Genomic DNA, 22,880 nt, shown 5'->3' on the forward strand with positions numbered 1-22,880 from the left:
AGGCGTTCCAACGTTACCGACACGTATTCAGCAGAGACCGAACCTCGGCAGCGCCGTCGACGGATGCCGCGTCGGGCCCGACCGTGAGCAGGTTGAATGATCGACAGCCTGCATCGACGTATGGCCAGAGGAACTCGGCGACGTCGGCGGGTGATCCTGACGGGCTGTACGGCTCGAACTTCTCGAACGGGACCCGATACAGCTTTTCCATGGACCGGGCGAGTCGATCACGGGCGACGTCGGGCTCGCCGAACGCGCACCAGACCTGCATCGCGTGCTTCCAGGAAACGTCGCCGCGACCGGATTCAGCTGCGATTTCGGCTGTTTCGTCGACGACCCGGGCGAAGCGGCTCGGTGAGGTCCAGATCCCGATCCATCCATCACCGAGAACCCCGGCGCGGCGGACCGCTGCGGCGGAGCGCCCGCCGACGATCAGCGGGATCGCCGGCTGAATTGCTGGCAGGATCTGGGCGTCGGTCACGTTGATGTGCGTGCCGTGGAACGTGACTTTCTCGCCGGTGGACAACTCCCGGACCACGCGCATGCACTCGTCGAGACGCGCGCCTCGCGTCACAGGATCGATCTCGCAGATCTCGATCTCGTGCCGATCCTCTCCGCCGACGCCCACCCCGACCGTCAGGCGTCCGGGCGCCAACTCCGAGATGGTTGCCAACTGCCGTGCTGTCGGCACGGGGTGACGGAGCGCGAGGAGATAGATACCGATCTCGACCGACAACCTGGGCTCGGCGGCGAGCACCATTGCCGCAGATGTCAGCCCATCCATTCCGAAGCCAACATGGAAACTGACGTGATCGCCGACCATCACGTGATCGAGCTTGGCGTCGGCGCGCGCCCGCAACGCGGCCGTCCAGGCCCCGAGGGGATCGTCTGCGGGCAGCGTCGGCAAGCTGGTACCGACCTTCACGGAGGCCACCGTCTCAGTGCTCATGCCCGACCGGCCCCGCCGATGATCCCGGCTTGTTGGAGTTCGGCGATCTCGCCGTCGTCATAGCCGGACGAGCGCATGATCTCATCGGTATGGGTACCTGACGCAGTCGGTGCGCCGGGGATGCTTGTCGGTGTCGCGCTGAAGCGTGGTGCAGGCGCTGGCTGGATGACGCCGTCGACATCAACGAACGTGCTGCGGGCCTGATTGTGAGGATGGTGAGGGGCCTCGGCCAAGCTCAGGACCGGTGCGAAACAGATGTCCGTGCCTTGCATCAGCGCCGTCCACTCATCACGCGTTTTGGTCATGAACACGTGGCTGACACGTTCGCGATACTCCGGCCACCGCGTCCGATCATCGCGATCCGGGAAGTCTGAAGGGTCCAGTTCAAGCGTGGTGATCAGTTCGTCGTAGAACCGTCGTTCGATCGAACCGATCGAAACCCAACCACCGTCGGCAGTCTCGTACGTCCCGTAGAAGAACGCACCACCGTCGATGATGTTGCTGCCACGCTCGTCATTGACCAACCCCGAGCCGTGCATGCCATAGATCGCACTCATCAGCGAAGCCGACCCGTCGGTCATCGCTGCGTCGATGACCTGCCCCCGACCGGTCGCGCGTGCGGACAACATCGCCGCGAGCACACCAATTGCCAAGTAGGCGCCGCCACCGCCGAAGTCTCCGACGAGGTTGAGCGGAACTGTTGGTGCACCTCCGGGAGGGCCGATTGCATGGAGGGCGCCGCTGAGTGCGATGTAGTTGATGTCGTGTCCTGCTGCGTGAGCGAGCGGACCGTCCTGGCCCCAGCCGGTCATCCGGCCGAATACCAGCCGCTCGTTTCTCGCGAGGCACTCCTCGGGCCCGACACCGAGCCGTTCCGCGACACCCGGACGAAAGCCCTCGATGAGCGCGTCAGCGCCCTCGACGAGACGCAACAAAACGCCTGCGCCGCGGGGATCCTTCAGGTTGATCCGGATCGTGCGCCGGCTGCGCAGCAGCACGCTGTATTGACGAGGGACCGCTATCCCGAGATCATGGCCAGTGCTGGTCCGGTCGACGCGAATAACGTCGGCGCCCATGTCGGCCAGCAACATGCCGGCGAACGGGGCCGGACCGATACCGCCCAGTTCAATGATCGTGCAACCTTCCAACGGCCCCATGACGATTGCTCCGCTCAGCCGTTCTTCGGTAGTTCACTGAACGGCGTGTTGCGATCTGGTCCCGGTTCTTTGGGCAGGCCGAGGCCGCGTTCGCCAATGATGTTGCGCTGTACTTGGTCGCTACCGCCGTAGATGGCCGGGGCAGGTGAGAACACGGTGAGCTCCTGAATCGCTCCACCGGTGGGGCTGTCTGGGCCGGTCAACATGGCACCCGCGCCCAGAATCCGGCAACCGACCTCGCGAGCGAGGCGCGTGATGTCGCTGTTGCGCAGCTTCATCAGGTTGCCCTCACTTCCGGTTGCGGCGCTGCCGGACTTCATTCGGCTGACATGCCACCCCGTGATCTGCAACAACGTGTGCAGGCGGATCAGATCTTGGCGAATCGTCGGGTCATCGATGCTGCCGGTGTCGCGAGCGAACTGGATCAGCTGCTTCACTCGGCCTGGGCCCACCATGCCGCCGCCGAGCGCCGGGGTCTGGCCGCCGAATGATCCGGCCGGCCGCTTCAGGTGCCCTGCAATCGTGCCGGCCAGCGCTGCACTCGGCGCGGCGACGTTCTCGCCACCGATGCTGTTGCGTTCGAACATCAACGTGGTGTTGGCAACGCGCCAACCGTCGCCCACGTCGCCAATGACATGATCATGGGGGACTCGGGCCTCGTCGATGAATACCTCATTGAACAGAGCGCGCCCGGTCATCTCGCGCAAGGGCCGCACTTCGACGCCGTCCTGTCTCATCGGGAACGCGAAGTAGGTGATGCCGCGATGTTTAGGGGCATCAGGGTCGGTGCGGGCAATGAGGATGCCATAGTCGGCCCACTGGCCCATCGACGTCCACACCTTCTGCCCGGAGATGATCCACTCGTCTCCGTCACGCTCGGCGCGTGTTTGCAGTCCGGCGAGATCGGAGCCGGCACCGGGCTCGGAGAAGAGTTGGCACCAGCCGTGTTGACCGTTGAGAATTTGCGGCACGTACTGCCCGATCAGTTCCGGCGAACCGTGAGCGAGCAACGTTGGGGCAGCCAGCATCATGCCGATTCCAGCTGGGGGTCCGAGTGCGCCTCTCGCGACCATTGCTTGGGCGAGATCACTGGCGCGTGCACGTGACCACCCGCGCCCGTGGGGCGGTGGCAAGGTCGGTTGGGCGAGCGCTGCGCTGGCGAGGAGTGCCCACCATTCGCCGACCTGGATATCCGGATTCCAGTTCTCGTCGAGCCAGATTTCGACGTTGAACTCTGAGGCGGTCGTCGTGTCGGTGAGTGCTGCTGTGTCGGTCATGAGATCCTCCGAATGCTTGTTTCGAGATGGTGTGTTGTCAGCTTCGTGCCGTCGTGAGGGCACCCAGGCGTGCGAGTTCGCGTTCGGCGTCTTCGATGAACTGACGCACGACATCACTGGCGGGAATGATCTCGTCGATTCCGCCGAGCCCTTGACCGGCGGCGAAGCACTCCTTGTCCTGATCGATTCCTGCGCTGTCAGGTCGCGCTCCGAGATGCATGGCGCCGTCACTGATCGATCGCGCGATCTGCCGAGGGAAGGGGCGCAGTTCGTCCGGGTGATCTTCATAGTGCTGGGTGTATTCGTTGCGGACCGCTCGCAATGTTTTACCCGTATAGGCCCGTGTGATGACGGTGTCGTCGTCGCGCCCATCGACCAGCGCGTCTCGGTAGCCACTGACGACGTGGGCTTCCGGGGTAGCGATGAACCGAGTTCCGATCCACACGCCGTCGGCGCCGAGTGCGAGCGCTGCTGCAAGACCGCGCCCATCGAAGATGCCGCCCGCTGCGACGACCGGCACGCGATCACCGACGGCATCAACGATCTGCGGCACCAGCGGCATCGTGGCGACTGTGCCCGTGTGGCCTCCGGCCTCGGTGCCTTGGGCGATGACGATGTCGCATCCGGCCTCGACGGCAGCGACGGCGTGGCGAACCTTGCCGCACATGTTCGCAACGAGTACGCCGTGGCGATGACATTGATCGAGAACCTCGCGCGGAACACCGAGGCCAGCAACGAACAGCGACGCTCCGCCCGCGATGATCGCGTCGACCTGCGCTTCCATCTGGTCCGGCAGAGCGGTCAGCAGATCAACCCCGAATGGGTTGATTGTGCGCGCCTTGACCTCGGCGATCTCGGCGATCATCCGGTCGAGGCTCATTGGAGCCGCCCCCATTGTCCCGAACCCTCCGGCTTCGCTGACGGCGACGACCAGATCGGCATAGGAAACACCGCCCATTCCGGCGAGCATCACGGGATGATCGCACTGGAGTATCTCGGTGAGTCGAGTTGTGATCATGCTGTGGGTCCAGTCTTCAGGTCGCGGTTGTGGTGACGGTGTCGGCCCAGACGAGGACGAAGTCGTGGCCGTGCGGAACGACCCTGACTGTGACGTGCTGACCGGTGTTGATCTCGTCGGGTGCCGTCGAGGTGGCAGCGAGGACACGTGGGCCCTCGTCGAGTTCGATGAGCAGCGTGGCGTAGGGCGTTTGTTCCTGCCAGCCAGGGTCGAGACTGCGGTGGCTCACTGCTTTGGACAGCACCGTTCCATTGCCGGACACCGGTTGGAAGTTGACATCGTCGGAGAAGCAGCTTGCGCAGAACTTTCGTGGTGGGTGACGCCACACACTGCAGGTTGCGCATTGCTGGACACACAACACCTCGGCGGCGATGCACGCGTGATGCCAGTCGAGAGTGATCCACTCGGGCTTCGGAAGATAGGTTCTCATCGGTCGCTCGCAAGGATTGCGACGCTGCCGTCACCCAGGTCGCCATACCCGGTCACGAGCGCCAGTTCTGCGCCGTCGACCTGTGCATCTGAGGTGCCGCGAATTTGGCGGGTTGCTTCGACGACATGGTTGAGGCCCCAACAGTGGCCTTGGGAGAGCAGACCGCCGTGGGTGTTCATCGGGAACTTGCCGCCCAGCTCGATGTTGCCGTTCGCCACGAACTCCGCGGCACCGCCAGGCTCGGCGTAGCCGAGCGCCTCAAGTTGCAATAGCACGACATAGGTGAAGCAGTCGTAGATCTCGAGCACGTCGATGTCTCGTGGCTGCACGCCTGCGCGTTCGAAGGCGCGTGGAGCGGCGCGATGAATGCCGAGTTCGAGCAGATTTGGGCGGTTGGCGATTTCATCGGCGGGCTCGGGGTGACCTTCGGCGCCCGCGAGATAGACGACAGCGGGGTGCGGGAGATCTCGTGCACGCTCCAGGCTCGTGACGACCACGGCGGTTGCGCAATCGGTCTCGACACAGCAGTCGAACTTACGAAGCGGCTCGGCGATGTACGGCGAGGCGTTGTAGTCCTCACGCGTCAGCGGCTTGCCTCGCATCAGTGCCTTCGAGTTGAGTTGGGCATGTTTGCGGCATGCCATCGCGACCGCTGCGGCGGCATCTTCGGACACGTTGTACTTCTCGACGTAATGCCTCAAATACAAGCTGTAGTGCTGCGCGGCCGACATCAGTCCATACGGTGCGTAATGGTTCCGGACCGTTTCGCCCATCGGGCCGAGATTCATGGTGCGTTTGGTAGGGCGAGCGTCGGGCTTTGGGCTCAGCGCCGAGTACCCGTTCCATCCCATGCACACGAGCACGTTGTCAGCAAGACCACACGCGATTGCCATCGACGCTGTCTGCAACGATGCCGTTGGCGACGCACCGCCCATCAGCACCGACACGTGGTACGCAACGTCGGGCACCCCAAGGTGCGCGGCGATCTCCTCGGTGCTCATGTACCCCGGTGGTGGAATGATGCCGTTGATGTCAGCGGGCGTCAGACCAGCGTCGGTAATGGCCTCCATCGCAGCGTCGAGAATAAGATCGCAGACGTGGCGGTCGCTACCTCGGACATAGTCCGTTTCACCGATCCCCACGATGGCGGTCGTCCCCCAGATGCCGTCGCTCATTTCACGGCCACCCATCAACTGGCTCCTATCGCATCTTCGCGCAGCCGCTTGTAGTCGACTTTCCCATTGGCGGCTCGGCCGATCGTGTCGACTTCAACGATGTGTCGCGGCGCCTTGTAAGCGGCAAGGCGTTCACGTACGTGCCCGATCAGCTCCTGCGGGTCGGGAGTGGAACCATCTTTCGGTTGCACGACACCGACGACCATCTCGCCGAAACGGTCGTGCGGAACGCCCACAACCACGGCATCAGCCACATCAGGGTGAGTCTTCAGCGCCTCTTCGACTTCTTCGGGGAAGATCTTCTCGCCACCACTATTGATGCACACCGAGCCGCGTCCGAGCACGCTCACCGTGCCGTCGGCGTCGATGGTCGCATAGTCGCCAGGACATGAATAGCGTTTGCCGTCGACGATCAGAAAGGTGCGGGCCGTCTTGTCGGGGTCCTTGTAGTAGCCGATTGGTTGGCGGCCACCCACGGCGAGCCGACCGACCGACTCGGACCCCGGTGGGATGCGATCTCCGAGGTCATCGACGACGATCGTGTTCGCTCCGGCCTGGAATCGTGCTGTTTTTGCAGCAGCGCCACCACCGGAGACCGACTGGCCCATTCCGAGCGCTTCGGAGGACGAGAATGCGTCGGCCAGCAGCATGTTGGGCTGATGGAGGAGCATGCCCTGTTTGGTCTCTTCGCTCCACATCACGCCCGACGACGTAAACACCGCGACCGATTCAAGTGCCCATCGTGCCGGTTCGCTGTCAAGGTTGGCGAGGATCGGTTTGGCGAACGCATCGCCGACGATCGCGATCGCGTTGACCTTCTCGCGGTCGATCGTGTCGAGCAGTTCAGCTGCGTCGAAATGGCGCGACTCAAGACAGACAATGCAGCCACCCGATGTCAACGTACCGAATGACGTCAGCGCCCCGGTGCCGTGCATCAAGGGGCATGCCGGCAGACCGATTGGGCCGGGTTCGACGAAGATGCCGTCGAGGAACTCGGCGTCGTACTCTTCGGGCACGGTCAGGCCGAGGCCTGCGCTCAACACGATGACGAGGTCGTCCTGGCGCCACATCACACCTTTGGGCATCCCGGTGGTGCCGCCGGTGTACAACATGTACAGATCGTCACCGCTGCGTTCGACACGGCCGATCACGGGTTCCCCCGCTGTGAGGACGGCAACTTCGTAGGGGACTGCCCAATCGGGACACGGGCCGGATCCGTCGTCGACCCAGATCCAGGTCCGGATACGTGGAACGCGATCGCGGATTGCCTCGATGGTGTCCACGAACGTGCCGTGGAAGACGACGGCGACAGCGTCGGCGTTGTCCCACAGGTAGACGAGTTCGTCCGCTTCGTACCGGTAGTTGGTGTTGACCGGGACGAGCGACGCCTTGAAGCATGCAAAGAAGGTCTCGAGGAACTCCGGGCAGTTGTACATGTACTGGGCGACTTTGTCCTGGTGTTCGGCCCCGCTGTTGAGGAGCGACGTGGCGAGCCCCTCGGCGCGCCGGTTCGCGTCGGACCAGGTCACAGTGCGGTCGCCCTGCTTGGCGAATGCCGCATTAGGGATTTGGGTTGCTGCGGCTTCCCAGATCTCGGTGAGTGTCCAACCCTGTTCGGCCATGATGCTCAGCCTCTCGAATCAGCAGGTGGTGGTTCTCCGGCCGGCGGCCATGGGTCGACGCCGTCTTCGAGTGGCACGTCGAGCGACTTGAGGAGCGCCGAGAACAGGCGCCAGTTTCCAATCGCCGCGACCATCTCCACGAGAATTGCGTCGTCGTCGAACGCTGCGCGACACGCGGTCCAGGTCTCATCAGCGATCGTCCCGAATTCGAGTGTGTCGTCGGTCGCCGCGAGGACCGCTCGTTCGGTGTCTCCGAAGTGATCGTCGCTTCGCCAGTCCCGAACCGCGAGGAGGTCTCGTTCCGGGATGTCGAGCATGCGGGCAACGCGCCAGTGCTGTGTCCATTCATAAACAGCGTCGGTCGCCCATCCGATGCGCATGATGATCAACTCGCGGAGACGGGCGTCAAGTTGTCCTTTCCACAGGAGTTCTTGCAGCATGGTGTTGAGACCCGAGGCCACACCAGGTTGGTGAAGTGCAATTCGGAAGACCGACAGCTCGGCCATGTTTTCTGGGATGCCGTTCTCCGCGGCGCGTTTCTTCGCTTCGGCGATGTCGAGCATCGGTATCCGCGATCCTGCAACCATGTTGAGTAACTCCTCTTGTCGGTGTTGTTGTCGTTGTCGATACGCGTTGTTCAGCCCTGCGGTGAGAACACTCCATGCAGCGGCGGGATGGCGTCTTGGTCGACGCCAGAGAGGACGTCGAGCAGCGCGGGAAGGTCGTCAAAGCCAGCGACTTGACGTGTGAGCTCGGCGAATGGCCAACGCTCAGCAACGAGTAGATCGATTGCGGCTTGGTAGGCGTGGAAGTCGACACCGAGCGATCCCTTGATCGTGAGTTCCTTGTACACGACGTGGTCGGGGTCGAACCCGGGCGTTCCTCCTCCGCCCCGGGTCCCGGCGACGACGACCGTCCCGCCAGGGCGAGCGAGCGAAACAGCTTGCGCAAATGCTGCTGGCGCTTTTGCGGTGACGTCCACGACGACGTCGGCGAGGCCGCCAGTAGAGCGCTTCAACGCAACGGCTGGGTCGTCGACCGCGACGTCGATCGTCAGGTCGACACCGAAGCGCTTGGCCATTTCCAGCCGATCAGCGTCGCGCGGCCCGAGACCGGTCATCGCGACGAACTCGGCTCCTGCTTCTTTGGCTGCGACGGCTGCGCACAGTCCGCGAATGCCGGGACCGAGTATTGCCACGACGTCACCGGACTTGGTGTTGGGAATTGTTGCTCCCCATCGAATGCCGGCTCCGAGCGGATTGAACACGGTTGCCAACACCGGATCGAGTTGGTCGGGGATTGGTAGCAACATCGAGTCCGCGGGCAGATGAAGGTGGGTTGCGTAGCCGCCCCAGAGGCTGGGTTCGATCGCAGCGTCGACGAAGCCGAACATTGTCGCGAGGCCGTTGCGGATGCAACGCCGGTAGTTGCCGGACGCGCATTGTTCACACTGTCGGCAGGAGCGGAACACTTCGACTGCGACCCGGTCTCCGGCTTCGACGCCCCACTGGGCGGCAGCGTCGGGGCCGATCTCGTCGATGACTCCGATGATCTCGTGTCCGGGGATGAATGAGAACGGTGCCGAGATGTGTCCGCTGTACTGTTCGTGATCGGTGCCGCAGAGTCCGCAGGCTTCGATGCGCAGGCGAGCCGTGTCGTTAGTGATGTCGGGCACGTCGAAGGATCGGCGTTCGAGAGTGTTTGGTCCGGTGAGGACGAGCGCTTCGGCCGAAATGGTCATTTCAGTTCGAACTCCGTCTCGAATCGTGCGTGATCGTCGGCGGGTTTCAGGTCAATGGTCTGTCCGACGAACATTCCGCCCGACATTGCCCGGGCGACTGCCCGGTCGTCGCTGCGTGCAACGACGCGTCGCCCGTCCGCTGTCCGGGCGAACACGGGCACAGACGTTGGCCCTTCTTCTCGGTCGTGCATCACGGTGTATGCGTCGATCGTCGCGGTCCCCGTGCCGTCGCTCGCGTCAACGACGTCGAGCGCGGTGGCGTCGATCGCAGCTTGCTGTTCGGTCATGTCAGAATCGACCCAGCGGTTTGGTGGGGGAGTGCCAGACCAGATCCCGAGGGAGTGTTTGGTGATGTACCAACCGAGACCGGAGATCATGCCAATCGCGTCGGGTTCGGCCCTGCAGCGGCGTGCCATTTCGACGATCGAATGGCTGACGTAGTTGTTGCCAGGCCCGCCGTGATACGGCAGCCCGCCAGTGACGGTGAAACCGCGCTCGTCAAACGGGTCGAGTTCGAACGCGTCGATCGCGGCTTCGACCGCAGCGGGAAAGCATGAGTAGAAATCAAACCAACGGACGTCGTCGATGCCGATTCCGGACGCTTCGAGCACCGCGGTGCCAGCTGCGCGGATGCCTGCGGAGCTCGCGAGGTCCGGTCGCTGCACAGGGAAGTACACGTCGTTACATGTCGCGGTCGCCCAACTGAAGACCCAACGGTCACGCGGGATGCCCAGTTCTTCAGCAACCTCGGCTGCCATGAGCACGAACGCGGCTGCCATGTCGACGGTCAAGATGCTGTTCAGCAGCTTCGTATAGGGCTCATTGATGAGTCGATTTTCGGGCGTGACGTCGGAGAGTTCGCTCGGCGTGCGCTCAGCGGGAAACCACGCTTGGTCGGGGTGGCGCGCCGCCTCGGCGGTGAACGGCGCCATCAAACGACCGAGCCAGACGCGATGTTCGTCGAGGGTGTGCCCGGCGCGGGCCGCCATTGCTGACTCGAAGAGGGGATACACCTGATGGGGGAAGTGCAGTCCAGCGGCGTTCTCGGCCGGGCTGAGCCCCGGCCGATCGTCACCCAATGCCGTGTCGACCCCGTCGATGGGATCGGTCGGCGGAAGATCGCCCGTGCGGCGGGTCCGGCGCGCTGATTGGCCGGCCTCGGCTCCGACGATCAACGCCACGTCGCAAGTCCTGGCCATGATCTCTGCGCCGAGTTGGCCAACCAGGTATTGCGGCGTGTTCCCGCCGACTGGACAGCTGATCCGGCGGCCCGGTCTGAGTCCGACAGCTTCAGCAATCCGGTGCGCAGGATTGTCGCGGCGCATCAACAAAATTCCCGGACTAGCAACGGTGTCGATGCGGTCAGCAACCGGAGCGACCGCATCAGCGAACGCGAGCCGCACCGCTTCAGCGGCGAGGTCGATCGGGTCGACAATCGCGTCGGAGCGGTTGGTGAGTTCACCAACCGCGACGAGCACCGGAGTTCGGGGGTTGATCATGATCGCTTCGTGGCGCGCCCGTTCGAGACAACGACGTTGTCGCGTTGGGTTCGGGCTTCGACGATTGCGTGATCGCCTTCGTCCCAGATCTTGGTGAGGATCGTGTCGCTTGGCCACACCTGATCGGCGAACCGACCTTCGATCGATTCGAAGCTGTCGACGTCGCCGCCGCACCAGGCGCCCAGCACGCTGTGACCAATGGTGCCGAAGGTGCACAGGCCATGGTTGAAGGTTCCTGGAAATCCCGCTTTGGCGGCGAACTCAGGGTCGATGTGCATTGGGTTCATATCGCCAGAAAGGCGATAGATCGCGGCCTGCTCTGGTCGAGTCTCACGTTCGACGACGATGTCTGGATCGCGTTCGGGTGCGGCGTTTGTTGCCGAGGAACCGCTCGGGCCGCGCTCGCCACCCCAGCCGCCGCCGCCCAGGACGAAAAGGCTCGCCCCAACGGTGAAGAGCGGGCCGTCGGCGTCGGAGCCTCGGCCCTCGAACTCGATCACGGCGGCCTTGCCCTTGTCCCACACTGCCACGATCTCGCCGTCGACGGTGATGTCCGCGTTGGGCGGTAAAGGCCGGTGGGTCACGACTGATTGTTCGCCGTGCAGCAACGCGGCGAGGTTTATGTCGATGCGTTGCATCGCGTGCCCCATCGCCCGGAGCCCGGGAATAACGGCGAATGTCGGGACGACCTTCGGCCCTCGCCCCTCATAGACGAAATCGAGATCCTCAGGCGGCCGGCAGCCGATGCCGAGCGCGTAGAGCATCGTGTCGCGTTCGGTCCACGAATGGGCGATTGGTTCGACTGAGAGGCCGACGAGGTCGCCGTTGATCGGCAGTTTGGTCATCGAGTCACATCCTTGAGGTGTAGTGGTTGGTCATTTTCTTGCCGCGCTGGTTGCGGCTTACGTTCTTTGCAATACGTGGACAACGCACACCGAGCCAGCGCCGGCCATGTGGCACAGACCAGTGCTCGCGTCCTCGACCTGACGTACACCCGCTTCGTGGCGTAGTTGCAGTGTGGTCTCATGTATCTGGGCGAGGCCGGTTGGACCGCCGGGGTGGCCGCGGGCGGTAAGGCCACCATCGGTCGAGAACGGAATCCGCCCGCCGAGCGAGGTTGCTCCTTCGGCCACGAGGCGGTCCCCGTCGCCATCACCACAGATGCCCAACAGTTCGTAATAGACCAGTTCTTCGACGGGAAACGCGTCATGGATCTGCACCAGGTCGAGGTCGTCAGGACCGAGGCCCGCCTGTTCGTATGCATCGGAGGCCGTGTCGCGGGTCATCTGCGCAGGCCCAATCACCGCACCAAGGAACACGTGTCCCTCGGTGTAGGTCTCCGAGCGTTGTTGTGACGCCGTCACGCGGATCATTGGTCGGCCGTTGCACACCCGTTCTGCAACCTCCTTGGAGGCGACGATCGCTGCGGCTGCGCCTCCGCCTGACGCACACGCCATCATCGACGTGTGCGGGTACGAGATCATCGTCGACGCGAGCACCTCGTCGATGGTGACGTCATGGTCGGCGCGCCGTTGGGCATACGGGTTCTCCCGAGCATGGTTCCAGTTCTTCGCTGCGATCGCGGCAAACGTTTCAGCAGTCGTACCGACCTCATGCATGCGGCGAGTGGCCCACATCGCAAAGAAGGCCGCCGGCAACATGACGTCTTCGGCCCCGACCCGCTTGCCACGGCTCCGCCCAATCCCGCCCAATTTGTTCATGTCGTCGAAGCCGAGCGCCATGGCCACCTCGACCCGACCGCCACCGACTGCGTGGACCGCCTCGCCGAATGCACACGAACCCGTGGCTGACGCGTTCTCGACGTGGGTGACCGGGATGCCGGTCAGCCCGAACTCTTTTGCAATGTGCACCCCAGCTCCCATGCTGCCGCCGAGATGGCCGTTGAAGAGCGCTCCGACCTCAGGAAACTCGATGCCGGCGTCGTCGAGGGCGTTCACTCCGGCGACGTCGGCCATGAGCGCTGCTGCGACCCCGTTGTTGTTGAACGCGTGCATGCCGACGCCGATCACATAGACGTCACGAGCAAGTTTTGACGGCATCAGCGCACCGCCTCGAACCGAAAGGTGACGAGTTCGTTGCCATCATCGTCTTGACCCACCGGGAATGTTGTCAGACCCACTGCGGTCCCAATCTGCCAATCGTCGGTCGTACCCAACAACGGTGTCTGAACGCGGACCCCTTCTGGCAGATCGATCTGCCCGACGCCGTACCCGCCCGTGTCGCCGAATGAAATGTTCCCCATTCTCGGAACGTGCAGGAACGTCCAAGCAAAGAGCACGCCTTGCGCACTCAACACGACATCGTGCACGGCAGTGCGGGTGACGGGGCATCTCAGGCGCCGAGGCCAAAAATACAATTCTGATTCGGGGGCGTAGGACCCCAACAGATGCGGTCGTGTCTCGTCGCCTTCAGGCAGACGAAACAATCGGGGATCGGTCGGAACCATTGCTGACGTCATCGCTCAGCCCTTGCTCCGGCGCCCGAAGTGCGCCATCGTGTCGCCAACCGAGGTGACCATCGATGCGGCCCGCGATTCGTCCGCGAGCAGTGCCGGGGCACGTTCTGCCAACTCGGCCACCGAAAATCTTCCGTCGGTTGCAAGTATCTGATCGTCGTCGAGGCTCCAGCCCGCGTAGAGGCCGACTTCGTTGCCACCGACGTGGAACACACCTCCCGTGAACGGGCACTCCGTCGTGGCCAGGTAGGCGACCAGCGGAGAAACGTTGCCGGGGTCGAACAGATCGAAGGAACCATCGGCGGGTGCTGCGACTGCGTCGCCGACGCCGGGGGTCTGCAATGTCAAGCGGGTACGGGCAAGCGGTGCGATGCAGTTCGCACGCACGCCATACCGTTTCAACTCCAACGCCTGGACCAACGTCATGGCGGCGATTCCGGCTTTCGCCGCGCTGTAGTTCGTTTGCCCGGCGTTGCCGAGCATCGCGCTCGAAGCTGTGTTCACCACACACGCGTTCACCTCCTCACCGGCCTTGGACCGCTCGCGCCACTGTGCAGCGGCCCAGTGTGTCGGTGCGGCATGACCCTTCATGTGCACGTCGATCACAGCGTCCCATTCGGCCTCTTCAAGGTTGACCAGTGAGCGATCGCGCAAGATGCCGGCGTTGTTCACGAGCACATCGAGCCGGCCATACGCATCAATCGCGTCCTGAACGATTCGTTTGGCACCGTCCCAACTTGTCACCGAGTCGGTATTCGCTATGGCCTCACCGCCCGCTGATCTGATCTCGTCGACAACCTGTTGAGCTGGCCCGGCGTCTGAACCGGACCCGTCGATCGCCCCGCCAAGATCGTTAACGACAACACGCGCACCCTCAGCAGCGAGGAGCAGCGAGTGTTCGCGCCCGAGACCCCGCCCTGCTCCGGTGATCACACAGACTCGCCCGTCGAGTGAACTCATCAGCAAATTTCCTCTCTTGTCGCGACCGTCTGGATCCTGTCCCTCCGACGTCGCTTCGGATAAGACACATAGCGCATGATGTCACATGTCATGAAGTTTCATGCAATCGAAGAATCCATCCGCCATACTTGGGCGAGTGACAAACGCATCTCTTCGATGGGGCGACCAAGCACCGCACAACGTGCACGGTGCCCGCGACCGGCTCCTCGACGCCGCCGAGGCATGCTTCGGCCAGTTCGGGATAGCGAAGACCACCGTTGAGGACATCGCCAAGCAAGCAAGTGTCTCGCGAGCCACGGTCTACCGATACTTCGCTGGACGCGACGCCGTGGTCTCAGGTGTCATCCTGCGTGAGACCGAGCGGTATCTCGAGCGTGTCCGTCCGCGTGTTGAGTCCCAGAGCGACCTTGGGGGAGTGATCCTCGAGTTTGTCGAGGTCACCTTGCGAGCAGCTGTGCGCGACGAGACGGTCGGCCTGCTGTTCACCAGCGATCACGGCCTCGACAGTGTCGGCATCATCGAAGGCACATCGGTAGCGCTGTTCGAGTTGGTCAGCGAGTTTCTTCGGCCGATGTTCGACAGCCGATCTGACGAACATCATCCCGGGCTCCCTGTCGAAGACGCGTCAGAGTGGATCCTTCGTGCCATATTGAGTCTGCTCACCGTGAAGGGTCCTAAACGGCGGAGCGGCGACGGGCTCGACACCTATCTGCGCCGATTCCTACTGCCCGCAATCCTGCGCCCGACCTCCTGACCGGGTAAGGCCCGCGACGGTTACCAGCGAACCGGCACGGTACGCGGGCCACGCACTTGTCCGCCGGTCCAGGTGACGAGATCGGGGTCGACCAGTTCATACACTGGGATCCTCCTCAGCCATTCTTCGATCGCAACTTTGAGTTCCATGCGGGCCAGGTTCGACCCGAGGCAGCGGTGAATGCCCGAACCGAAGGCAAAGTGACGATTGTGTTCGCGGTCGATGACGAAGTCGTCGGGGTTGTCGAAGTGTGCTGGGTCGCGATTGCCGGCCGGGAAAGCCATGATCACTTTGTCGCCGGCTTTCATCGGACACCCGGCGACCTCGATGTCGGCAACGACTTCGCGTCCCATGTTGACCGGGCTGTACATCCTGAGCATTTCTTCGACAGCGGTGTCGATGAGACTTGGATCAGCGCGGAGACGGGCCTGGTCGTGCGGATTTGTGGCGAGGTGCCAGAGCGAGGAGCCAATTCCGCTCCACGTGGTGTCGATTCCTGCAATCAACAGCAAGAAGCAGGTCCCGAGGAGGTGTCGTTCGTCGAGTGGCTCGCCGTCGTGATCGGTCTCGATAAGCATGGTGATGAGATCGTTGGGCCGCTCGCCGGCAGGAATCTGGCGTCGTTCCTCGACTCGTTCGCCGAAGTATCCGAGCACCTCCATGATTGCGTCCAGGCTGTTCTGAAGATCCTGGAACCCTTCCTGAAGGATGCGAACCGCCCAGTCGGTGAACATCGACTCATCTGAGCCTGGGACGCCGAGCATGTGGGCAATGACACGGACTGGGATGTGTTGCGCGTAGTCCTTCGCTGCGTCAGCGTGGCCTCGATCGGCGATCTGGTCGAGTAGTTCGTTGGCGAACCCCCGCGTGATCGGTGTCATCTCCTCGATCCGACCTGGTGAGAATGCGGGCAAGAGGAGTCGGCGCGCCCATGTGTGGACGGGCGGGTCAGATGTGATGGGAGGCGCCTGCAGCAGTGGCCGATCACCTCGTTCTGGCAGGTCGATGACCCCGATACGACGCGAGGAGAAGTGCTCGGTGTCGTGCGCGACCGCAGCGATGTCGTCGTAACCGATCGGCATCCACGAGCGGCCGCGTCGCTCGCTGAACGCGACTGGACATTCGCCACGCAATTCGTTCCAGACAGAGAACGGATCGTCGATGTAGCGCTGGTCGAGGATGTCGAGGTCCCGCGCCCAGTCGTTGGTCGCGGCGACGACGGCGTCAGCGGCGTTCGACAGGTTGATTTGATCGGTCATGGGCCCTCCAGGGCAATCGGGTTCGGCGTTCTATTGCGCTGATGATACACAAGACTAGTAGTGTCTTATTCATCAAGTCCATTCAAGTCGGCCACGGAGGTTGTCCATGGAATTCGAGTTCAACGAGCGCACAGCTGAAGCGATGCTCGGCGCAGCAACGGCGGCAGGAGGCATCTCGGCGTATCTCGAATTCCGACACACCGGCTTGACAGCCGGCCGTCTCGTCGCCGAAATGGACGCACGCGATGACCTCCTCACACCATTCGGGAATCTGCACGGCGGCTGCCTCTCGGCATTCGTCGATCATTGTCTCGGCGTCGTGTTCTACCCCGTCATCCCTCACAAGGCGTGGGTCGCCACCACTGAGTTCAAACTCAACCTGCTACGACCCGTCTCGTCGGGCGTCTGCGTCGCCGTCGCTGACATCGTGTCACTGTCCAAGCGCAGCGGCGTCGCCCGGATCGACATCACCAACGATGGGCAGATCGTCTGCGCTGCTCAAGGCACCGTCACCATCGTCGCTCCGAAAGGCTGACCCCATGTACACCCCGATTACAGCAATGTTGGGATGCGAGTTTCCCGTCCTCGCGTTCAGCCACTGCCGCGACGTCGTCGCGGCAGTGTCCAAGGCCGGCGGATTCGGCGTGCTCGGCGCCGTCGCTCACACCCCGGACCAACTCGAGGTCGACCTTGCTTGGATCGATGCCGAGGTGGGTGGCAGGCCGTACGGCGTCGACCTCCTTCTCCCACAGAAGTACGTCGGTGCCGATCAGGGCGGTTTGGATCGCGACGGCCTTCGTCAACTGCTTCCTCCGGAACATCGAGACTTCGTCGATGACATCTTGGCCCGGTATGGCGTGCCGGCGCTCCCTGATGATGAACGACCGAAGGGTATGAATCTCAGCGTGTCACCGGACGGGTACGAGCCGTTGCTCGACGTTGCGTTCGCCCACCCGATCGGACTCATCGCTTCGGCGCTCGGCCCGCCCCCTGCTGACGTGGTCGAGCGCGCCGGCTCGATCGGAGTGAAGGTGGCAGCGCTCGCCGGGACGACCGCGCACGCCGTCAAACATGCCGAAGCCGGCGCAGACATCATCATCGCGCAGGGCTCCGAAGCCGGTGGCCACACCGGCGAGGTGGGCACGATGGTCCTCGTCCCCGAGGTAGTCGACGCCGTGGCGCCGATCCCGGTGCTCGCCGCCGGCGGCATCGCTCACGGGCGACACATGGCCGCGGCAATGGCGCTCGGCGCCGCCGGCGTATGGACAGGTTCGGTCTGGCTCACCACCGCCGAAGCCGAGACCGAACCCACAGTCAAGGAGAAGTTCCTCGCCGCATCGTCGAGCGACACCATCCGATCTCGATCGATCACCGGCAAGCCCGCCCGCATGCTCCGCACGCCGTGGACCGACGAATGGGAAAGGCCCGATGGGCCGGGCACGCTACCGATGCCGCTCCAACCGCTGTTGGTCGGACCCGCGTTGCAGCGCATCAACCGCTCGGCAAACACGGCCGGGTCCGGTGCCGAACAACTCGCGACCTATTTCGTGGGCCAGGTTGTCGGATCGATCGACACGGTTCGGCCGGCAAATCGCGTCGTGCTCGAAATGGTCGAAGGATTCATCGACTCGATCACGGCGCTCTCAAGTCATCTCGACGTATAACCCGCGACCCCTGTCATCACGACAGTGCCCGCTCGCCGGCGCTACCGGGGCTCTTTGTGCGACCCCGCATCCGAACACCGCCGGACGATGCCGTCGAGGTTGATGATGAACCGCTCAGACAACTCAACGAGCGCCGTCACTTCGTCCGTGGTGAAATCGCTCAGTGCATCATTCAGGATGCGCAGTCTATTCTTCATGAGACGATGCTGGAGTGCCCGTCCGCGACGGGTGGCGCCGACGAGCGTCGAACGCTTGTCTCCTTCGCAGCGACGGCGAGCTACGAGACCTTCTGCGACGAGGCGATCGACTGCTCGTGTCGCGCCTGACGGCGAAACGTCGAGCGCGTCAGCGACCTCGGTCATGCGCCACCAATTTCTGCTGATGATGAGGTCGAGGCCGTCGCTCTGTCCGGTCGTGAGGAGCGGTTCTGTCCGGGTCCAGAGGAGAGGGCGTATACGACGCCCGACGGCCCAGCTGTCTGCAGGTTCGCAAGGCCGCCGCCATCCTGATCAGGTGCTCGACATCCGACGAGTTGGTGTCAGGTCCCGACATGGTGTTGGTGAACTCCGCTGATCCCACAGCGGTTGACCGCACTGTCACCGATGCTGTCTGCGTTGGTCGCTCACGCTTGCACCGATGCCGGTGTGGGTGCGTCATAGGGTGCGGACGGCACACCGGAACGGAGTCGGACTTCGCGCATGAACACCGACGCGATGAACGCGGCGAGCATCACGAAGGTGGCAAAGAAGAACACGGTGGTGATTGAGTCCGCCAGCGCAGAGGTGACCGCACGTCTGAGTGGGTCGGCCAGTTGTGAGATAGCGGTGGGGCTCTGCGCGAGCTCGGCTGATTCGATCCCGGCTGGGATCTCGACACCCGTGAGCTGATTGTCCATGTTCTGATCGAGTTTGTGATTGAGCAGGGTGCCGAACACGGCGACGCCGAACGTGCCTCCGATCGTGCGGAAGAAATTGACCGAGGCTGTTCCAGCGCCGAGGTCTCTGCTTTCGACAGTGTTCTGAACGGCGAGGGTGAGTAGTGGGAGAGCGATCCCGATGCCGGCACCGAGCACGATCATCCACATCGACGACACTGCTCGTCCGGTGTCAGGGCCCATCGTGGAAAGCAAGTAAAGCCCCGCTGCCCCCACCGCCGTGCCAATGATTGGGTACATCCGGTAGTGGCCAGTTCGTGTGGTGAGTCGGCCGGTGATCAGTGAAGCGATCATCATCGACATCATCAGTGGCAGAAGCAGGAGGCCGGCGTTCGCGGCAGCTTGCCTTGCACACCTTGGAAGAAGAACGGCAGGTAGACGATCGCGCCGTACATGGCTGCGCCGGAGAGCAGCGAGACGACGCTCGCCGCTGGGTATCCGGTTCGGGAGAACATTCGCAGCGGAAGTACCGGTTCGTCGGCGCGTCGTTCCTGAATGACAAATGCAGCGAGCGCACAAGCGGCGAGTAGGTAGAGGCCGACTGTGTGTGGTGCACTCCATCCGTATTCCTCGGTCGCCCATACGGTGGCGAGCAGCGAACTGACGATGGCCGTGACGAGTAAGGCTGAACCGGTGAGGTCGAGACGGTGCTCGGTCTTCTTTGGTTCGAGTCTGAGGACGATGCCGGTGACGACGAACGCTGCAGCGCCGATGGGCTAGTTGACGTAGAACACCCACCGCCATGACAGTTCGTCGGTGAGGAAACCGCCGACGAGTGGACCAAGCACGCTGGCGAGCGCAAACGTTCCGCTGAGGTAGCCGGTGTACCGGCCTCGTTCGCGCGGTGGCACAATGTCGCCGACGATCGTGAACGTCAGCGCAAAGAGACCGTCGCCGCCGATTCCTTGGAGGCCGCGGAACGCGATCAATTGACCCAATTCCTGGGCGAGGCCGCACAACGCCGAAGCGATCAGGAAGATGATGATTGATGCCTGGTACACCTTCTTGCGACCGTAAGATCAGAGAGCTTGCCGAACAATGGCATACTCATTGCAGACGCAACGAGGTAGGCGCTGAACACACCACGGAGCAACACACAAGTTCATCAGGCCGCATTGCCCGTGGCAGAACGGCAAGGTCGAGCGCTTCAACCGGACACTGCAAACCGAGTGGGCCTACCGCCAACTCTTCGAGTCCAACGACGCGCGATCAGCAGCTCTGCCAGACTTCCTTCACCGCTACAACCATCGACGGCGACACCACGCCCTCGGAGGCCACCCACCGATCAGCCGGCTGTCACCAACCTGACGGCCGAGTACAGCTAGCAGGGTGCTGAAATTCGGGGTCTGAGGGCGGGACGCCCGGATCGAGGGCGGCCCGCCTCGTTGTCATTGCGCTGGCTTGGTCTTCGATGTCAGTTTTCGGGGATCTCCGTTGTCGGTTTCGGGTGATCGCTCACTGATCCCCGACTCCGGAGGCGGCCGGTGGCGACCTTGCCGAGGTGATCTTCATCCGGTTGCGGCGTCGAGGGCCGTGATCCGGATCAGGTTGTAGACGGCGGCTTCCATCTTGAACCAGGCCCGGTTCCGGTCGTTGCCGATGTAGCGGACCTTGCGGCCCTGGCCGACTGTCTTGATCCAGCCGAACGGTTCCTCCACCCGCTTTCGGATCCGCTGCGACACGGTGTAGCCGGCGTGGCGGGTCGTTCTGGCGTCGATCGCCGATCTTCGGTTGGTGTTGTTCTGCGCGACGTGCGGCGTGAACCCGGCGGCGCGAACGTCTTTCACGAAGTTCTTCGTGTCGTAGTTCTTGTCGCCCGCCACCGTTCTTCGCCGACCACTCTTCGGCAGTCGTTTCAACATGTCGATCGCGCAGTCACGTTCTGCGAACCCGGTCGCCGCTGTCACCTCGGCATCGGCGATCAACGCCGAGCGGTGCTCGATCAAGAGGTGACCGGCGTAGCAGAGCTGGGCGGCGGTGTTGTTCGACTTGCGATACAAGCGTGCGTCCGGATCGGTCGTCGACGCGTGCGTGTCGTTCGAGCGTTTCTGGCCGTGCCACTGCACCTCGGAGTTGCGGCCCTTTGGGCCCTCGTTGTTGTCGCTGCCCGAGTCGTCTTTGGGCTTGAACGACTTGTGCGACGCCCACGCCTGCAACAAGGTGCCGTCGACGGAGAAATGATCCGACGACATGTACCGGCGCAGCTTCGCCTGGCGGACCACGGCGGCGAAGAACTCGTCGGCGATGTCAGCGTCGAGGAGGCGTTGGCGGTTCTTGGAGAACGTCGAAGCGTCGAACGAAGCTGCATCGATCGGGAGGTCGAGGAACCACTTGAACAACATGTCGTAGTTGAGGCGTTCGCAGAACGCCCGCTCGGAACGCATCGAGTACATCGCCATCAACACCGACGCCTTCAACAACTGCTCCGGCGGCACCGACGGACGTCCCGACGTCGCATACATCGCCTCGAACGAAGTGTCCATCGAGGCAAGCACGGTGTCGACCACCACACGGATCCTCCGGATCGGGTGCTCGGCCGGGATCAGGTCCTCGGTGCTCAACGACGACAACAGAGCAAGCTGACGATCAGGCGTTCCACGCATGACCCCATTCTTTTCCATCCAGACACAGAACGCGAGCACCAATCCGGGTTTTTCAGCACCCTGCTAGTGCCGTGACCGGCAATGTTGGGGGTGGCGCGTCCACCACTTGATCGGCTGGGTCGCGCAGACTTGGTGGATGGCTGAGCGTGTGTTCGTGCGAGACCTGGAACCGGCGGAGGGCAACAAGTTGTTGTCGATCATCCGGCGGGGTTCTGGGTCGGTGGTCCGTTGGCGAAGAGCGCAGATCGTGTTGTGGTCCGCGCAGCGAATGTCGGTCGCTGCGATCGCGGAGATCGCGTTCACGTCGCCGGATCGGGTGCGCGAGGTGATCCACAACTTCAATGCCGACGGCTTCGACTCGCTCGCCCCAAAGTATTCCGGTGGCCGCCCGCCGACGTTCACGCTGCCGCAACGCCAGCAGATCAAGAAGATCGCGCTCGCCCGCCCGACCGATCACGACCTGCCGTTCTCGACCTGGAGCCTGTCGAAGCTGGCAGAGTTCCTGGTCGCTGAGGGGGTGGTCGACGACATCAGCCATGAGGGCCTCCGGGTTCTGCTCCGTGAGGAGGGCGTGTCGTTTCAAGTGATCAAGACCTGGAAGCAATCCAACGACCCGGACTTCGAAACCAAGAAGAACCGGATCCTCGAGCTCTACGCGATTGCTGACGGCACTACCGAAGCTGGGCCTGACGATCCGACTGTGGTGATCTGTGTCGATGAGTTCGGGCCACTGAATCTGCAGCCGCATCCTGGCAAGCAATGGGCCACGAAAGCAGCAGGCAAAGGCGATGTCGAAGCTCCCCGCCGGCGCCGGATGCGCGCCACCTACAACCGGCCCCACGGAGTCCGCCACATGATGGGCGCGTATGACCTGGCCACTGATCGGCTTTACGGCCACGTCGTCACCACCAAGGATCGGACGGCGTTCATCCGGTTCTTGCGCTACGTCCGAAAGCTGCACCCGCCCGAAGTCCGGATCGCGATCGTGCTCGACAACTTCTCACCGCACCTCTCGACGAAGAAGGACCAACGCGTCGGCGAGTGGGCGGCGGCGAACAACGTCGAACTCGCCTACACCCCGACCTACTCATCGTGGTTGAACCGGATCGAGGCCCAGTTCCAAGCGCTGAGATATTTCTCTCTCGATGGCACCGATCACGGCACCCACGCCGAGCAAGCCTCGATGATCCGCCGCTACATCCGCTGGCGCAATCGCCACGCCCGAGACGAACAACTCCGAGCCCTCGTCAAACGCGCAAACGTTGCCTGACACGGCACTAGCTCGCGGATCCGCCGATAGGACGGGTACGGGTTCGCACGCGTCTCGACATCGCTGAACAATGCGGCCAACTCGTGATCGGC

23 protein-coding genes and 3 pseudogenes are annotated in these 22,880 nt (G+C 63.1%); 5 read left to right on the forward strand and 21 right to left on the reverse strand.

Annotated features, from left to right (window positions below; genetic code table 11):
* Positions 1–13 precede the first annotated feature (13 nt).
* The 14 genes from ACE37B_RS01575 to ACE37B_RS01640 all read right to left on the reverse strand — a co-directional run bounded on the left by ACE37B_RS01575 (position 14) and on the right by ACE37B_RS01640 (position 14,304).
* Complete coding sequence (locus ACE37B_RS01575; RefSeq protein WP_409921532.1) at positions 14–925, reverse strand: LLM class flavin-dependent oxidoreductase; 912 nt, start codon at positions 923–925, stop codon at positions 14–16.
* A gap of 20 nt (positions 926–945) precedes the next feature.
* The gene (locus tag ACE37B_RS01580; protein ID WP_409921533.1) at positions 946–2,106 is read right to left on the reverse strand and encodes a CaiB/BaiF CoA transferase family protein; all 1,161 of its coding nucleotides are present in this window, start codon (positions 2,104–2,106) and stop codon (positions 946–948) included.
* Between the two features lie 14 nt (positions 2,107–2,120).
* Positions 2,121–3,383, reverse strand: a complete 1,263-nt coding sequence (locus ACE37B_RS01585; RefSeq protein WP_409921534.1) for an acyl-CoA dehydrogenase family protein — start codon at positions 3,381–3,383, stop codon at positions 2,121–2,123.
* A gap of 37 nt (positions 3,384–3,420) precedes the next feature.
* Positions 3,421–4,401 carry an NAD(P)H-dependent flavin oxidoreductase gene (locus ACE37B_RS01590; protein ID WP_409921535.1) on the reverse strand — a complete coding sequence of 327 codons (981 nt, stop codon included), beginning with the start codon at positions 4,399–4,401 and terminating at the stop codon, positions 3,421–3,423.
* 16 nt (positions 4,402–4,417) lie between these two features.
* Complete coding sequence (locus ACE37B_RS01595) at positions 4,418–4,831, reverse strand: Zn-ribbon domain-containing OB-fold protein (RefSeq protein WP_409921536.1); 414 nt, start codon at positions 4,829–4,831, stop codon at positions 4,418–4,420.
* Positions 4,828–6,021: a thiolase C-terminal domain-containing protein gene (locus ACE37B_RS01600; protein ID WP_348510294.1), complete on the reverse strand. Its 1,194-nt coding sequence runs from the start codon at positions 6,019–6,021 to the stop codon at positions 4,828–4,830. The genes ACE37B_RS01595 and ACE37B_RS01600 overlap by 4 nt, the downstream gene beginning before the upstream one ends.
* Positions 6,021–7,628 (reverse strand): AMP-binding protein, encoded by a 1,608-nt coding sequence (locus ACE37B_RS01605; RefSeq protein WP_409921537.1) that lies wholly within the window; start codon positions 7,626–7,628, stop codon positions 6,021–6,023. The genes ACE37B_RS01600 and ACE37B_RS01605 overlap by 1 nt, the downstream gene beginning before the upstream one ends.
* A 5-nt stretch (positions 7,629–7,633) precedes the next feature.
* Positions 7,634–8,215 (reverse strand): carboxymuconolactone decarboxylase family protein, encoded by a 582-nt coding sequence (locus ACE37B_RS01610; RefSeq protein WP_409921538.1) that lies wholly within the window; start codon positions 8,213–8,215, stop codon positions 7,634–7,636.
* 50 nt (positions 8,216–8,265) lie between these two features.
* On the reverse strand, positions 8,266–9,369 hold the full coding sequence (locus tag ACE37B_RS01615; RefSeq protein ID WP_409921539.1) for a zinc-dependent alcohol dehydrogenase: 1,104 nt from the start codon (positions 9,367–9,369) through the stop codon (positions 8,266–8,268).
* Entirely contained in the window at positions 9,366–10,871 is a 1,506-nt protein-coding gene (locus tag ACE37B_RS01620; protein ID WP_409922872.1) for an acetyl-CoA acetyltransferase, read from the reverse strand. Before ACE37B_RS01620 ends, ACE37B_RS01615 begins: the two co-directional genes overlap by 4 nt.
* A complete protein-coding gene (locus ACE37B_RS01625) occupies positions 10,865–11,713 on the reverse strand; it encodes a MaoC/PaaZ C-terminal domain-containing protein (protein ID WP_409921540.1) in 849 nt (282 codons plus the stop codon). The genes ACE37B_RS01620 and ACE37B_RS01625 overlap by 7 nt, the downstream gene beginning before the upstream one ends.
* Before the next feature lie 57 nt (positions 11,714–11,770).
* The gene (locus ACE37B_RS01630; RefSeq protein WP_409921541.1) at positions 11,771–12,928 is read right to left on the reverse strand and encodes a thiolase family protein; all 1,158 of its coding nucleotides are present in this window, start codon (positions 12,926–12,928) and stop codon (positions 11,771–11,773) included.
* On the reverse strand, positions 12,928–13,182 hold the full coding sequence (locus ACE37B_RS01635) for an OB-fold domain-containing protein (RefSeq protein ID WP_409921542.1): 255 nt from the start codon (positions 13,180–13,182) through the stop codon (positions 12,928–12,930). The genes ACE37B_RS01630 and ACE37B_RS01635 overlap by 1 nt, the downstream gene beginning before the upstream one ends.
* Before the next feature lie 168 nt (positions 13,183–13,350).
* Positions 13,351–14,304, reverse strand: coding sequence for an SDR family oxidoreductase (locus ACE37B_RS01640; protein WP_409921543.1), 954 nt, complete (start codon positions 14,302–14,304; stop codon positions 13,351–13,353).
* 136 nt (positions 14,305–14,440) lie between these two features.
* On the opposite strand from ACE37B_RS01640, the gene ACE37B_RS01645 reads away from it, so the two are divergent.
* Positions 14,441–15,058: a TetR/AcrR family transcriptional regulator gene (locus tag ACE37B_RS01645; RefSeq protein ID WP_409921544.1), complete on the forward strand. Its 618-nt coding sequence runs from the start codon at positions 14,441–14,443 to the stop codon at positions 15,056–15,058.
* 20 nt (positions 15,059–15,078) lie between these two features.
* On the opposite strand, the gene ACE37B_RS01650 is transcribed toward ACE37B_RS01645, so the two are convergent.
* Positions 15,079–16,317: a cytochrome P450 gene (locus ACE37B_RS01650; protein ID WP_409921545.1), complete on the reverse strand. Its 1,239-nt coding sequence runs from the start codon at positions 16,315–16,317 to the stop codon at positions 15,079–15,081.
* Positions 16,318–16,423: 106 nt separating this feature from the next.
* On the opposite strand from ACE37B_RS01650, the gene ACE37B_RS01655 reads away from it, so the two are divergent.
* Entirely contained in the window at positions 16,424–16,852 is a 429-nt protein-coding gene (locus ACE37B_RS01655; protein WP_409921546.1) for a PaaI family thioesterase, read from the forward strand.
* Between the two features lie 4 nt (positions 16,853–16,856).
* Positions 16,857–17,981, forward strand: coding sequence for an NAD(P)H-dependent flavin oxidoreductase (locus ACE37B_RS01660; protein WP_409921547.1), 1,125 nt, complete (start codon positions 16,857–16,859; stop codon positions 17,979–17,981).
* 41 nt (positions 17,982–18,022) lie between these two features.
* On the opposite strand, the gene ACE37B_RS01665 is transcribed toward ACE37B_RS01660, so the two are convergent.
* The 5 genes and pseudogenes from ACE37B_RS01665 to ACE37B_RS01685 form a co-directional block, all read right to left on the reverse strand.
* Entirely contained in the window at positions 18,023–18,178 is a 156-nt protein-coding gene (locus tag ACE37B_RS01665) for a hypothetical protein (protein WP_409921548.1), read from the reverse strand.
* A 60-nt stretch (positions 18,179–18,238) separates the two neighbouring features.
* Positions 18,239–18,436, reverse strand: a pseudogene (locus tag ACE37B_RS01670) (MarR family transcriptional regulator); the annotation flags it as partial.
* 167 nt (positions 18,437–18,603) lie between these two features.
* Entirely contained in the window at positions 18,604–19,098 is a 495-nt protein-coding gene (locus ACE37B_RS01675; protein WP_409921549.1) for a hypothetical protein, read from the reverse strand.
* 122 nt (positions 19,099–19,220) lie between these two features.
* On the reverse strand, positions 19,221–19,370 hold the full coding sequence (locus ACE37B_RS01680; RefSeq protein ID WP_409921550.1) for a hypothetical protein: 150 nt from the start codon (positions 19,368–19,370) through the stop codon (positions 19,221–19,223).
* Positions 19,371–19,631: 261 nt separating this feature from the next.
* Positions 19,632–19,919, reverse strand: a pseudogene (locus tag ACE37B_RS01685) (MFS transporter); the annotation flags it as partial.
* A 73-nt stretch (positions 19,920–19,992) separates the two neighbouring features.
* On the opposite strand from ACE37B_RS01685, the pseudogene ACE37B_RS01690 reads away from it, so the two are divergent.
* Positions 19,993–20,223: pseudogene (locus ACE37B_RS01690) on the forward strand (integrase core domain-containing protein); the annotation flags it as partial.
* A gap of 200 nt (positions 20,224–20,423) precedes the next feature.
* On the opposite strand, the gene ACE37B_RS01695 reads toward ACE37B_RS01690, so the two are convergent.
* Positions 20,424–21,518 (reverse strand): IS5 family transposase, encoded by a 1,095-nt coding sequence (locus tag ACE37B_RS01695; protein WP_409922866.1) that lies wholly within the window; start codon positions 21,516–21,518, stop codon positions 20,424–20,426.
* Between the two features lie 136 nt (positions 21,519–21,654).
* Between ACE37B_RS01695 and ACE37B_RS01700 the strand changes: the two genes are divergently transcribed.
* Positions 21,655–22,788, forward strand: a complete 1,134-nt coding sequence (locus ACE37B_RS01700) for an IS630 family transposase (protein WP_409921551.1) — start codon at positions 21,655–21,657, stop codon at positions 22,786–22,788.
* Positions 22,789–22,880 lie beyond the last annotated feature (92 nt).

It is taken from the genome of Ilumatobacter sp. (assembly GCF_046290335.1).
GTDB lineage: Bacteria > Actinomycetota > Acidimicrobiia > Acidimicrobiales > Ilumatobacteraceae > Ilumatobacter_A.

What these genes read in the sequence shown, in the direction of transcription:
- ACE37B_RS01580 (WP_409921533.1), bottom strand. Translation starts at nt 2,106, where the DNA reads ATGGGGCCGTTGGAAGGTTGCACGATCATTGAACTGGGCGGTATCGGT.
- ACE37B_RS01585 (WP_409921534.1), bottom strand. Translation starts at nt 3,383, where the DNA reads ATGACCGACACAGCAGCACTCACCGACACGACGACCGCCTCAGAGTTC.
- ACE37B_RS01590 (WP_409921535.1), bottom strand. Translation starts at nt 4,401, where the DNA reads ATGATCACAACTCGACTCACCGAGATACTCCAGTGCGATCATCCCGTG.
- ACE37B_RS01595 (WP_409921536.1), bottom strand. Translation starts at nt 4,831, where the DNA reads ATGAGAACCTATCTTCCGAAGCCCGAGTGGATCACTCTCGACTGGCAT.
- ACE37B_RS01600 (WP_348510294.1), bottom strand. Translation starts at nt 6,021, where the DNA reads ATGGGTGGCCGTGAAATGAGCGACGGCATCTGGGGGACGACCGCCATC.
- ACE37B_RS01605 (WP_409921537.1), bottom strand. Translation starts at nt 7,628, where the DNA reads ATGGCCGAACAGGGTTGGACACTCACCGAGATCTGGGAAGCCGCAGCA.
- ACE37B_RS01610 (WP_409921538.1), bottom strand. Translation starts at nt 8,215, where the DNA reads ATGGTTGCAGGATCGCGGATACCGATGCTCGACATCGCCGAAGCGAAG.
- ACE37B_RS01615 (WP_409921539.1), bottom strand. Translation starts at nt 9,369, where the DNA reads ATGACCATTTCGGCCGAAGCGCTCGTCCTCACCGGACCAAACACTCTC.
- ACE37B_RS01625 (WP_409921540.1), bottom strand. Translation starts at nt 11,713, where the DNA reads ATGACCAAACTGCCGATCAACGGCGACCTCGTCGGCCTCTCAGTCGAA.
- ACE37B_RS01630 (WP_409921541.1), bottom strand. Translation starts at nt 12,928, where the DNA reads ATGCCGTCAAAACTTGCTCGTGACGTCTATGTGATCGGCGTCGGCATG.
- ACE37B_RS01640 (WP_409921543.1), bottom strand. Translation starts at nt 14,304, where the DNA reads ATGAGTTCACTCGACGGGCGAGTCTGTGTGATCACCGGAGCAGGGCGG.
- ACE37B_RS01650 (WP_409921545.1), bottom strand. Translation starts at nt 16,317, where the DNA reads ATGACCGATCAAATCAACCTGTCGAACGCCGCTGACGCCGTCGTCGCC.
- ACE37B_RS01655 (WP_409921546.1), top strand. Translation starts at nt 16,424, where the DNA reads ATGGAATTCGAGTTCAACGAGCGCACAGCTGAAGCGATGCTCGGCGCA.
- ACE37B_RS01660 (WP_409921547.1), top strand. Translation starts at nt 16,857, where the DNA reads ATGTACACCCCGATTACAGCAATGTTGGGATGCGAGTTTCCCGTCCTC.
- ACE37B_RS01665 (WP_409921548.1), bottom strand. Translation starts at nt 18,178, where the DNA reads ATGAAGAATAGACTGCGCATCCTGAATGATGCACTGAGCGATTTCACC.
- ACE37B_RS01675 (WP_409921549.1), bottom strand. Translation starts at nt 19,098, where the DNA reads ATGGGCCCTGACACCGGACGAGCAGTGTCGTCGATGTGGATGATCGTG.
- ACE37B_RS01680 (WP_409921550.1), bottom strand. Translation starts at nt 19,370, where the DNA reads ATGTTCTCCCGAACCGGATACCCAGCGGCGAGCGTCGTCTCGCTGCTC.
- ACE37B_RS01695 (WP_409922866.1), bottom strand. Translation starts at nt 21,518, where the DNA reads ATGCGTGGAACGCCTGATCGTCAGCTTGCTCTGTTGTCGTCGTTGAGC.
- ACE37B_RS01700 (WP_409921551.1), top strand. Translation starts at nt 21,655, where the DNA reads ATGGCTGAGCGTGTGTTCGTGCGAGACCTGGAACCGGCGGAGGGCAAC.